11 protein-coding genes are annotated in these 11,054 nt (G+C 71.6%); all 11 read left to right on the top strand.

Translation table 11 applies throughout. The annotated features are described in order from the left end of the window. Positions 1-858: Bug family tripartite tricarboxylate transporter substrate binding protein (locus tag ACIY1X_RS19990; RefSeq protein WP_399683893.1), on the top strand; the 858-nt coding region annotated here is incomplete at its 5' end. A gap of 38 nt (positions 859-896) precedes the next feature. Next, on the top strand, positions 897-1,712 hold the full coding sequence (locus ACIY1X_RS19995) for an SDR family oxidoreductase (protein ID WP_399683895.1): 816 nt from the start codon (positions 897-899) through the stop codon (positions 1,710-1,712). A gap of 34 nt (positions 1,713-1,746) precedes the next feature. Then, complete coding sequence (locus ACIY1X_RS20000; RefSeq protein WP_399683897.1) at positions 1,747-2,295, top strand: cupin domain-containing protein; 549 nt, start codon at positions 1,747-1,749, stop codon at positions 2,293-2,295. A gap of 22 nt (positions 2,296-2,317) precedes the next feature. Next, positions 2,318-3,184, top strand: coding sequence for an alpha/beta fold hydrolase (locus ACIY1X_RS20005; RefSeq protein ID WP_399683899.1), 867 nt, complete (start codon positions 2,318-2,320; stop codon positions 3,182-3,184). A 35-nt stretch (positions 3,185-3,219) separates the two neighbouring features. After that, entirely contained in the window at positions 3,220-4,086 is an 867-nt protein-coding gene (locus ACIY1X_RS20010) for an IclR family transcriptional regulator (protein ID WP_399683902.1), read from the top strand. After that, complete coding sequence (locus ACIY1X_RS20015; protein ID WP_399683905.1) at positions 4,086-4,913, top strand: SDR family oxidoreductase; 828 nt, start codon at positions 4,086-4,088, stop codon at positions 4,911-4,913. The genes ACIY1X_RS20010 and ACIY1X_RS20015 overlap by 1 nt, the downstream gene beginning before the upstream one ends. Continuing rightward, entirely contained in the window at positions 4,906-6,603 is a 1,698-nt protein-coding gene (locus tag ACIY1X_RS20020) for a thiamine pyrophosphate-binding protein (protein WP_399683908.1), read from the top strand. Before ACIY1X_RS20015 ends, ACIY1X_RS20020 begins: the two co-directional genes overlap by 8 nt. A gap of 10 nt (positions 6,604-6,613) precedes the next feature. Next, on the top strand, positions 6,614-7,417 hold the full coding sequence (locus ACIY1X_RS20025) for an aspartate dehydrogenase (protein WP_399683911.1): 804 nt from the start codon (positions 6,614-6,616) through the stop codon (positions 7,415-7,417). 22 nt (positions 7,418-7,439) lie between these two features. Next, positions 7,440-8,915, top strand: coding sequence for an aldehyde dehydrogenase (locus ACIY1X_RS20030; protein WP_399683914.1), 1,476 nt, complete (start codon positions 7,440-7,442; stop codon positions 8,913-8,915). A gap of 11 nt (positions 8,916-8,926) precedes the next feature. Then, positions 8,927-9,898 carry a VOC family protein gene (locus ACIY1X_RS20035; protein ID WP_399683916.1) on the top strand — a complete coding sequence of 324 codons (972 nt, stop codon included), beginning with the start codon at positions 8,927-8,929 and terminating at the stop codon, positions 9,896-9,898. Between the two features lie 8 nt (positions 9,899-9,906). Beyond that, on the top strand, positions 9,907-10,890 hold the full coding sequence (locus ACIY1X_RS20040; RefSeq protein WP_399683919.1) for a Bug family tripartite tricarboxylate transporter substrate binding protein: 984 nt from the start codon (positions 9,907-9,909) through the stop codon (positions 10,888-10,890). Positions 10,891-11,054 lie beyond the last annotated feature (164 nt).

Below are 11,054 nucleotides of genomic sequence, written 5' to 3' on the forward strand. Positions count from 1 at the left end.
GCCGGCGGCGACACCGACGCGCTGGCCCGCGTCTTCGCCGAGCGGCTGCAGGCCCGCCTGGGCCAGCCGGTGCTGGTGGAGAACAAGCCGGGCGCCAGCGGCATCATCGGGAGCGGCTACGTGGCCAAGGCCGCACCCGACGGCTACACGCTGCTGATGGCGCCCAACACCTTCGCCATGGCCCAGCTCGTGCTCAAGACGGCGCCCAGCGCGGCCTACGACGTGCGCAACGGCTTCACGCCGATCATCCAGGTGGGTGCGCAGCCGCTGTTCATCGCGGCCGGCCCCGGCACCAAGGCGCGCACGCTCAAGGAGGCGATGGAGGAGTCGAAGAAGTCCGAGCTGGCCTACGGCAGCCCCGGCAGCGGCTCGCCGATGCACGTGCTGGGCGAGATGTTCAACAAGGCTACCGGCGCCAACTTCCGCCACGTGCCCTACCGCGGCGTGGCGCCGGTGCTGACCGACGTGGCCGGCGGCCACGTGCCGCTGACCTGGATGACCTACGGCCCGGTCGAGCCCTACCTGGCCGACGGCAAGATGCGCCTGCTGGGCGTGGCCCAGGCCGAGCGCACGCCGCTGGCGCCGCAGGTTCCCACGCTGGCCGAACTGGGCTACAAGGGCGTGGAGGTCTCGGCCTGGAACGGCCTGTACGGCCCCAAGGGCATGCCGCCCGAGGTGGTGTCCAGGCTGAACGCGCAGATCAACGAGATCATGCGCCAGCCCGAGGTGACGGCGAAGATGAAGATGCTTGGCGTGCTGCCGGTGGGCGGCCCGCCGGAGACGCTGACCAAGACCACCCTCGCCGATCTCGAGCGCTTCACCCGCGTGGTGAAGGAGCTCAACATCACGGCCGACTGAGCGCCGGCAGCGCACGCGACAGAAGAAGGAGCCGCACGATGAGCGACATCCAGGGCATCGCCGATCCCCAGAGCCTGCAGGCGCTGCTGGCCGACCTGCCGCGCGACCTGCTCAAGGGCCGGCGCGTGCTGGTGACCGGCGCCGCGCGCGGGCTGGGCCTGGCCTTCGCCCGGTCCATCGCCACGGCCGGCGGCCGCGTGGTCATCGCCGACGTGCTGGCCGACCTGGCCCAAGACGAGGCCGCCGCGCTGCGCGGGCAGGGCTTCGACGTGCAGGCGCTGGCGCTGGACCTGTGCGATCCGGCCTCCATCGAGCACTGCGCCGCCGAGTCGGTGCGCCTGCTGGGCGGGCTGGACGGGCTGGTCAACAACGCCGCCATCACCAACTCCGGCGGCAAGGACGCCCACGCGCTGCAGATCGACACCTGGGACCGGGTGATGGACGTCAACGTGCGCGGCACCTGGCTGATGGGCCGCGCCTGCCGCGCCGCGCTGGCGCAGGGCGGCCGCGGCGCCATCGTCAACCTGGCGTCCGACACGGCCCTGTGGGGCGCGCCCAACCTGCTGGCCTACGCCGCCAGCAAGGGCGCCGTCATCGCCATGACGCGCTCGCTGGCCCGCGAATGGGGCGGCGACGGCATCACCGTCAACGCGGTGGCGCCCGGCCTCACGCTGGTGGAGGCCACCGAATACGTGCCCAAGGCACGCCACGAGAAATACCTCGAAGGCCGCGCGCTGCCGCGCGAGCAGCAGGCGGCCGACGTCTGCGGCGCGGTGCTGTTCGCGCTGTCGGGCCTCTCCCGCTTCGTCACGGGCCAGTTGCTCGCCGTCAACGGCGGCTTCGTGATGCATTGATTCCGTTCCCACTCGACCACTGAAGGAGCTCCCCATGACCGATCTGTCCGTCCAACAGCAGATGGAAGCCGACAAGCCCAGCTGGACCCGCCCCGAGGGCGCCAGCTTCGAGGACTGGATGACCACGCGCATCGCGCGCTACGCCACCCGCAAGTACGACTGGAACGCGCTGAAGTTCCAGGCCGACTACGACCCGAAGTTCCGCCGCGCGCAGATGCGCTACCTGGGCACCGGCGGCACCGGCGTGTCGGCCGACATGAACACCGTGCCTGCCGAGCACTTCACCTTCTCGACCATGGTGATCCCGGCCGGCCACGAAGGCCCGCCGCACATCCATACCGACGTGGAGGAGGTCTTCTTCGTCATGCGCGGCAAGCTCAAGCTGGTGCTGACCACGCCCGAGGGCGAGCGCTACGAGACCGTGCTGACCGACCGCGACCTGGTCTCGGTGCCGCCCGGCGTGTACCGCGAGGAGATCAACATCGGCGACGAGGATGCGCTGATGTGCGTGATGCTGGGCGCCAAGAAGCCCATCACGCCGACCTACCCGCCCGAGCACCCGCTGTCCAAGATCAAGCGTTGAACCGCCGCGCCGCACCGACGCCATGAGCACCGACGCCTTCGCCGAACTGCCTGCCGACGCCCTCGAACGGCTGTCGCTGCGCTTTCCCGCGCGCGCCGTCGCGGTGGGCGGGGGCGCGCAGGTCTCGGTGCGCGAATGCGGCGAGGGCGCCGGGCTGCCGCTGGTGTGCCTGCACGGCATCGGCTCGGGCTCGGCCTCGTGGCTGGAGGCGGCGCAGGTCCTCGCGCCGCGCACGCGGCTGATCGCCTGGGACGCGCCGGGCTATGGCGACTCGACGCCGCTGCCGATGGACGCGCCGCGCGGCGCCGACTATGCGCAGCGCCTGCACGAACTGCTCGACGCGCTGGGCATCGCGCGCTGCGTGCTGGTGGGCCATTCGCTGGGCGCGCTGATGGCGGCGCCCGCCGCGCAGCGCAGCGAGCGCATCGCCGCGCTGGTGCTGATCAGCCCGGCCCAGGGCTACGGCGCGCCGGGCCGCGAGGCCGACCGCGCACGGGTGCATGCCGAACGCCTCGCCTCGCTCCAGGAGCTGGGCATCGCCGGCATGGCCGCGAAGCGCTCTGGCCGGCTGGTGTCAGAGCATGCTTCGCCGCTGGCCCGCCAGTGGGTGCGCTGGAACATGGCGCGCCTGCACGAGCGCGGCTATCGCCAGGCCATCGAGCTGCTGTGCGGCGGCGACCTGCTGGCCGACCTGCCGGCCGCCGTGCCGACCACCGTGGCCTGCGGCGCGCTGGACGTCGTCACGCCGCCGGCCGGCTGCGCCGAGGTGGCGCGGCGCTGCGGCGTGCCGCTCGAATCCATCGCCGACGCGGGGCATGCCTCGTACGTGGAGCGGCCGCAGGCCGTCGCCGCACTGCTGGGCCGCGTGCTGGAGCACGCCGCCCGCTGAACGAACGACAACGCAACAACGACAACGACGAAGCCATGAACGACGACGCCATCCAGGAAGCGAACGAGCCGGCGGACGAGGGCGCCGACCGCTACAACGTGCCGGCGCTGGAGCGCGGCCTGCGCATGCTGGGCGAGTTCAGCCGCGAGAACCGCACGCTCACCGCGCCGGAGCTGGCACGCCGCTTCAAGCTGCCGCGCTCGACCGTCTTCCGCCTGCTCAGCACGCTGGAGAACCTGGGCTTCATCGAGCGCACGGAGGGCGGCCGCGAGTACCGCCTGGGCCTGGCGGTGCTGCGCCTGGGCTTCGAATACCTGGCCGCGCTGCCGCTCAACGAACTGGGCCTGCCGCTGCTGGAGCGCCTGAGCCAGGCCTCGCGCTACCCGACCAACCTGGTGGTGCGCGACGGCCGTTCCATCGTCTACGTCGCCAAGGTCTCGCCGCCGTCGCCGCAATCGCTGTTCGCCAGCTCGGTCAACGTCGGCACCCGCCTGCCGGCGCACGCCACCGTGCTCGGCCGCATCCTGCTGGAAGACCTGAGCCTGCCGCAACTGCGCGAGCTGTACCCGGAAGAGCACCTGGAGAGCTTCTCGCCGAACACGCCGCGCACCGCCGTCGAGCTGTTCGACATGGTGCAGGCCGACCGCCAGCGCGGCTACGTGCTGGGCGAGGGCTTCTTCGAGACCAACATCTCCACGATCGCCGCCCCGGTGCGCGACCACACGGGCAACGTCGTGGCGGCGCTGGGCATGACCGTGACCTCCGGCCACATCGACGAGAGCCGCGTCGAGGAACTGGTCAAGGAAGTGCGCGAGGCGGCCGACGAGCTGTCGGCGCTGCTGAACTACGCGCCCGCGGCCAGCGGCCGCAACGTGGTGCCGCTGCGCGGCCGGGGCCTGTGATGGCCGCGCCGCTGTTCCTCGCCCCCGACGCGCTGGCCGGCCGCACTGCCGTGGTCACCGGCGGCTCCTCGGGCATCGGCCTGGCCACCGTCGAGGTGCTGCTGGCCGCCGGCGCCGCCGTGGCCCTGTGCGGCCGCAGCGCCGAGCGCCTGGACGACGCCGTGGCGCGGCTGCGCACGCAGTTCCCCGGCGCGAAGCTGTTCGCCCAGCCCTGCGACGTGCTCGATGCCGCATCGGTGAAAGCCTTCGCCGCCGCCAGCCAGGCCGCGCTGGGCCCGGCCGCCATGCTGGTCAACAACGCCGGGCAGGGCCGCGTGTCCACCTTCGCCGACACCGACGACCAGGCCTGGATGGACGAGCTGAAGCTGAAGTTCTTCTCCATCATCCACCCGACCCGCGCCTTCCTGCCGCAGCTCGCGGCCGAGCGCCAGCGCCTGGGCGATGCCGCCATCGCCTGCGCCAACTCGCTGCTGGCGCGCCAGCCCGAGCCGCACATGGTCGCCACCTCGGCGGCGCGCGCCGGCATCCTGAACCTGGTGCGCTCGCTGGCCACCGAGTTCGCGCCGCAGGGCGTGCGCGTCAACGGCATCCTCATCGGCCTGGTCGAGTCCGGCCAGTGGCGCCGCCGCTTCGAGGCGCGCGAGGACAAGTCGCAGGACTGGGCCGCCTGGAGCGCCGAGCTGGCCGCGAAGAAACACATCCCCCTGGGCCGCCTCGGGCTTCCGGTCGAAGCCGCGCGCGCGCTCACCTTCCTCGTCTCGCCGTTCGCCTCGTACACGAGTGGCAGCCACATCGACATCTCCGGAGGCCATTCCCGCCATGCCTAAGAACACCCCACAGCAAGTCACCGTCGGCGCCGTCGTCGCCGCCTTCCTCGAACAGTGCGGCGTCAAGGCCGCCTTCGGCGTGATCTCGATCCACAACATGCCGATCCTGGACGCCTTCGCGCAGCGCGGGAAGACCCGCTTCGTGATGGCGCGCGGCGAGGCCGGCGCGGGCAACATGGCCGACGCCTACGCCCGCTCCACCTCCAGCCTGGGCGTGGCCATCACCAGCACCGGCCCGGCCGCCGGCAACATCGCCGGCAGCCTGGTGGAGGCCTACACCGCCGGCACGCCGCTCTTGCACATCACCGGCCAGATCGAGACGCAGTACCTCGACCAGAAGCTGTCGTACATCCACGAGGCGCCGGACCAGCTCACCATGCTGGGCGCCGTCTCCAAGGCCGCCTTCCGCGTGCGCAGCGCCGAGACCTGCCTGTCCACGCTCAAGGCCGCGGTGCAGGCCGCGCTCACGGCGCCCACCGGCCCGGTGAGCGTCGAGATCCCGATCGACATCCAGCAGACGGTGATCGACATGCCGGCCGACCTCGCGCCGCTGCCGGTCGCAGTGGCCGTGCCCTCCGAGGCCGCGCTCGACGCGCTGGCCGACCGGCTGGCCGCCGCGAAGCGCCCGCTGCTGTGGCTGGGCGGCGGCGCCCGCCATGCCCGCGCCGAGGTGGCGCGCCTGAAGGCGCTGGGCTTCGGCATCGTCACCACCGTGCAGGGCCGCGGCATCGTGGCCGAGGACGACCCGGCCTCGCTGGGCGCCTACAACATCCAGAAGCCGGTGGAAGCCTTCTACCAGCGCTGCGACGCCATGCTGGTGGTCGGCTCGCGCCTGCGCAGCAACGAGACACTCAAGTACGAACTGAAGCTGCCGCGCCCGCTGCTGCGCGTCGACGTGGACGCCGCGCAGTCCGGCCGCTGCTATGCCGACGACGGCTTCGTCTGCGGGGACTCGGCCCTGGCGCTCGCCGGCCTGGCCGACCGCCTGGAAAAGCGCGGCTACAAGGCCGACCCGGAACTGCTGGCCGACCTGCGCAGGACGCACGACGAGGTGGTCGCCACGCTGCGCGACGGCCTGGGCCCCTACGGCGCGCTGGTGCAGCAGCTGCAGCAGGTGGCCGGGCGCAACTTCAACTGGGTGCGCGACGTCACGGTGTCCAACAGCACCTGGGGCAACCGCGAGCTGCGCTTCTTCGAGCCCGATGCGGGCGTGCACGCCACCGGCGGCGGCATCGGCATGGGCATGCCCATGGCCATCGGCGCGGCCATCGGCGCCGCCGAGACGGGCTCGGGCCGCAAGACGCTGGGCCTGGCGGGCGACGGCGGCTTCATCCTGAACCTGGGCGAACTCGCCACGCTGGTGCAGGAGCAGTGCGACGCCCTGATCGTGCTGATGAACGACCAGCGCTACGGCGTGATCCAGAACATCCAGGACGCCTCGTACGGCGGCCGCCGCTGCTACGTGGAACTGCACACGCCGGACTACGCGCAACTGTGCGCCTCGATCCGGCTGCCGCACGCCCGCGTGCAGAACTTGGATGAATTACCGGCGGTGCTGGACGCCGCCTGGGCGAAGAAGGGCCCCTTCCTGCTGGAGATCGACATGCGCGCCATCGGCGGCTTCAAGACCAACTTCGCCGGCCCGCCGGTGAACAAGCTGGACCAGGTCCCCGCCACCCCGGCGGCCTGAGGACGACACCATGACCGTGCGATTCGCCCTGATCGGCTGCGGTGCCATCGGCACCTCGCTGCTGGAACTGGTGAAGGACGATGCCGGCCTGAGCGTGGCCGCCATCGTGGTGCCGGCCGAAGGCGCCGATGCGGCCCAGGCCGCGGTGCAGAGGCTCGCGCCGCAGGCGCAGGTGGTGCAGGCCGTGCCGGCCGAGGGCATCGACCTGGTGGTCGAGGCCGCCGGCCACGCCGCCATCGAGCAGCACGTGCTGCCGGCGCTGCGGCGCGGCCTGCCCGCCATCGTGGCCTCGGTGGGCGCCCTGTCGGCACCCGGCCTGCCCGAGCAGCTGGAAGCCGCCGCCCGCGAAGGCGGCACGCAGGCGCAGCTCATCGCCGGCGCCATCGGCGCCATCGACGCGCTGGCCGCGGCCCGCATCGGCGGGCTGGAGACGGTGCGCTACACCGGTCGCAAGCCGCCCCATGCCTGGACCGGCACGCCCGCTGAAGAAGGCCGCGACCTGGCCGCGCTCGCTGCCGAGACGGTGATCTTCGAGGGCAGCGCGCGCGAGGCCGCGCGCCTCTATCCGAAGAACGCCAACGTGGCGGCCACCGTCTCGCTGGCCGGCCTGGGCCTGGACCGCACCACGGTGCGCCTGATCGCCGACCCCGGCGTGAGCGAGAACGTGCACCAGGTCGAGGCCGCAGGCGCCTTCGGCCGCTTCGAGCTGACGATGCGCAACCAGGCGCTGGCGGCCAACCCGAAGACTTCGGCGTTGACGGTCTACAGCGCGGTGCGGGCCTTGCGCAGCCGTGCCGCTCCGCTTGTCATCTGACCCCGATAAAGAGAGCACCACGATGTCCCAGCTTGAACTGCTCCCCATCAACGTGGCCGGCGAATGGCGCCTGGGCGGCGGCGACGAATACCAGAGCCTGTACCCCGCCACCGGCGAGCCCATCGCCCGCCTGAAGGCCGCCAGCCTGGCCGACGTGGAGGAGGCCATCGCCCGCGCCGACCAGGCCTTCCGCACCAGCGGCTGGGCGCAGATGCTGCCGCACGTGCGCGCCGCCGTGCTGCACCGCGTGGCCGCCATCATCCGCGAGCGCGCCGAAGACCTGGCGCAGAAGCAGCGCCTGGACAACGGCAAGCCGATCAGCGAGACGCGTGCGCTGGTGGCCAGCGCCGCCGGCACCTTCCAGTTCTTCGCCGCCGCGCTGGAGACGCTGGAAGACACCATCACCCCCTCGCGCGGCGCCTACGTGACGATGAGCGTGCACGAGCCGATGGGCGTCGTCGCCGCCATCACGCCGTGGAACTCGCCCATCGCCAGCGAGGCGCAGAAGCTCGCGCCCGCGCTGGCGGCCGGCAACGCCGTGGTGGTCAAGCCCGCCGAGGTGACGCCGCTGATGGCGCTGGAACTGGCGCGGATCTGCGAGGAGGCGGGCGTGCCGAAGGGCATCGTCAGCGTGCTGCCGGGCAAGGGCTCGGTCATCGGCGACGCCATCACCAAGCATCCGCTGGTCAAGCGCGTCTCCTTCACCGGCGGCACCACCACCGGCAAGCACATCGCCCACATCGCGGCCGACAAGATGATGCCGGTCTCGCTGGAGCTGGGCGGCAAGTCGCCGACGATGGTGCTGGAAGACGCCGACCTCGACCACGCCGTCAACGGCGTGCTCTACGGCATCTTCAGCAGCTCGGGCGAGTCGTGCATCGCGGGTTCGCGCCTGTTCGTCGCGCGCAGCATCTACGACGAGTTCGTCACGCGCGTGGCCGAGGCCGCCAAGAACCTGCGCGTGGGCGACCCGGCCAGCGAACGCACGCAGATGGGCCCGCTCATCACCGCCAAGCACCGCGAGGGCATCGAGCGCTACGTGGACCTGGGTGTCAGCGAAGGCGGCCGCATCCGCACCGGCGGCGTGCGCCCGCACGGCGCTGCATTCGACAAGGGCTACTTCTACACGCCCACCATCCTCGAGGGCCTGACCAACGACGCCCGCATCACGCAGGAAGAAATCTTCGGCCCGGTGCTGGTGGCGATGCCCTTCGACACCGAGGAGGAGCTGATCGCGCAGGCCAACGACAGCATCTACGCGCTGGCCGCCGGCGTGTGGAGCCGCGACTTCAAGCGCGCCTGGAAGCTCGGCCGCGCGGTGCAGGCCGGCACGGTCTGGGTCAACACCTACAAGCAGTTCTCCGTCTCCACGCCCTTCGGCGGCTGGCGCGACTCGGGCCTGGGCCGCGAGAAGGGGCGCGAGGGCATCTTCCAGTACATGGAGCAGAAGAGCATGTACTGGGGCACCAACGACCAGCCCATCCCCTGGGCCAACTGAGGAACCGAGCCATGAGCGTTCTCGGCATCGACCAGATCACCTACGGCACCGACGACCTGCCGCTCTCGCGCCGCTTCTTCCAGGACTGGGGCCTGACCCTGGCGGCGGAAAGCGCCGACGAACTCGTCTTCGAATGCCTCAACGGCTGCCGCGTGGTGGTGGCCGCCATGGACAAGCCCGGCCTGCCGCCGGCCATCGAGGAAGGCCCCACCCTGCGCGAGGTGGTGTGGGGCGTCGAGACCGAGGCCGACCTGGCCCGCTTTGCCGACGCCATCCGCAGCGAGCCCGGCTTCATCGACGGCCAGGTGGACGGCGCGCGCCGCATCGGCTGCACCGACCCCAACGGCCTGGCGGTGCGCCTGCAGGTCACGCGCAAGCGCGAGCTGCCGGAGCTCCAGAGCGGGGTGATGAACACCTGGAGCAGCAGGACCCGCATCAACCAGCCCGCGCCGATCTACGAGCGCGCCACACCCATCGAGGTGGGCCACGTGGTGTTCTTCGTGGCCGACGTGAAAGCGGTGGAGGCTTTCTACGCCAGCCGCCTCGGCTTCGTCTCGTCCGACCGCTACCCGAACCGCGGCGCCTTCATGCGCTGCGCGCCCGAGGGCGGCCACCACGACCTGTTCCTGCTGCAACTGCCCACCGGCAAGCGCGGCGTCAACCACGTGGCCTTCACCGTGCGCGACATCCACGAGGTGTTCGGCGGCGGCCTGCACTTCTCGCGCTGCGGCTGGGAGACCCAGCTCGGCCCGGGCCGCCACCCGGTGTCCTCGGCCTACTTCTGGTACTTCCGGAACCCCGCCGGCGGCCTGATCGAGTACTACGCCGACGAAGACCAGCTCACCGCCGAGTGGCAGCCGCGCGAGTTCGAGCCCGGCCCCACCGTGTTCGCCGAATGGGCCGTGGACGGCGGCCTGGACGGCCATACCCGCCGCCAGAAAGGCATCGAGGCCGGCGGCAAATTCCTGACCGAGAAGAAGTGATCTCCCCCATGCTGCGCAAGTCTTTCATCGCCGCCACGCTCGTCGCGCTGGCCCTCCCCGCGTTCCCGCAGGCCAACCCCGAGGCCGCCAAGCTGCTGAGCAGCGACAAGTTCACCATCATCTCGCCCTTCCCGCCGGGCGGGCCGGTGGACACCCTGGCCCGCGTGATGGCCGAGGGCCTGACCAAGCGCTACGGCCAGCCGGCCGTGGTGGACAACGCCCCCGGCGCGGCCGGCAACATCGGCATGGACAAGGTCAAGCGCGCCAAGGCCGACGGCCACACGCTGCTGCTGATCCCGGCCGGCAACCTCACGATCAACCCGACGCTGATGCCGAACTTCCCGTTCGACATCGCCAAGGACTTCGCGCCCGTCACCATGCTGGCCAAGGCGCCCAACGTGCTGGTGGCCTCGCCGTCCAGCGGCATCAAGAGCGCCAAGGACCTGGTCGCGCAGGCCAAGGCCAAGCCCGGCACCCTGTCGTACGCTTCGCCCGGCATCGGCAGCGGCCTGCACCTGGCGGGCGAGCTGTTCAAGCAGCACACCGGCGCCGACCTGCTGCACGTGGCCTACAAGGGCACCGGCCCGGCGATGAACGACGTGCTGGGCGGCATCGTGCCGCTGATGTTCACCAACCTGCCGGCCGCGCTGCCGCACCTGCAGAGCGGCAAGCTGGTGGCGCTGGGCATCACCGAGGCGCAGCGTACGCCGGTCGCACCCGACATCCCGACGCTGGCGGAGCAGGGCATCCAGGGCGTGAACGTCACCTCCTGGTACGGCATGCTGGCCCCGGCCGGCACGCCGCCCGCGGTGGTCGAGCAGCTCGCGCGCGACGCGGCCGACTTCCTCTCGCAGCCCGACGTGCAGGCACGCCTGAAGGCCCAGGGCATGACGCGCAGCACCATGACGCCCGCGGCCTTCGCCAAGTACATGAAGGAAGAGACCGCCATGTGGGCCGGCGTCATCAAGGCGCGCGGCATCAAGGCGGAATGAGCCCGCGCCGCCCCGCATCCGTTTGTCAGTTCACAGGAGAACATCCATGGCAGAACGCATCATGCAAGTGATCCAGGTCGTCGAGAACCCTCACCCCGTACCCAGCCAGGCGCCGGACCGCTACCTGCAGCCGCGCCAGGCGCAGCACCGCCCCCCGACCAACT

It is taken from the genome of Xenophilus sp., from assembly GCF_044462705.1.
Classification (GTDB): domain Bacteria; phylum Pseudomonadota; class Gammaproteobacteria; order Burkholderiales; family Burkholderiaceae_C; genus Xenophilus; species Xenophilus azovorans.

Bases quoted from the DNA above. Each gene is read 5' to 3' on its own strand.
- ACIY1X_RS20000 (WP_399683897.1), top strand. From the start codon at position 1,747: ATGACCGATCTGTCCGTCCAACAGCAGATGGAAGCCGACAAGCCCAGC.
- ACIY1X_RS20040 (WP_399683919.1), top strand. From the start codon at position 9,907: ATGCTGCGCAAGTCTTTCATCGCCGCCACGCTCGTCGCGCTGGCCCTC.
- ACIY1X_RS20010 (WP_399683902.1), top strand. From the start codon at position 3,220: ATGAACGACGACGCCATCCAGGAAGCGAACGAGCCGGCGGACGAGGGC.
- ACIY1X_RS20005 (WP_399683899.1), top strand. From the start codon at position 2,318: ATGAGCACCGACGCCTTCGCCGAACTGCCTGCCGACGCCCTCGAACGG.
- ACIY1X_RS20030 (WP_399683914.1), top strand. From the start codon at position 7,440: ATGTCCCAGCTTGAACTGCTCCCCATCAACGTGGCCGGCGAATGGCGC.
- ACIY1X_RS20020 (WP_399683908.1), top strand. From the start codon at position 4,906: ATGCCTAAGAACACCCCACAGCAAGTCACCGTCGGCGCCGTCGTCGCC.
- ACIY1X_RS20035 (WP_399683916.1), top strand. From the start codon at position 8,927: ATGAGCGTTCTCGGCATCGACCAGATCACCTACGGCACCGACGACCTG.
- ACIY1X_RS20025 (WP_399683911.1), top strand. From the start codon at position 6,614: ATGACCGTGCGATTCGCCCTGATCGGCTGCGGTGCCATCGGCACCTCG.
- ACIY1X_RS19995 (WP_399683895.1), top strand. From the start codon at position 897: ATGAGCGACATCCAGGGCATCGCCGATCCCCAGAGCCTGCAGGCGCTG.
- ACIY1X_RS20015 (WP_399683905.1), top strand. From the start codon at position 4,086: ATGGCCGCGCCGCTGTTCCTCGCCCCCGACGCGCTGGCCGGCCGCACT.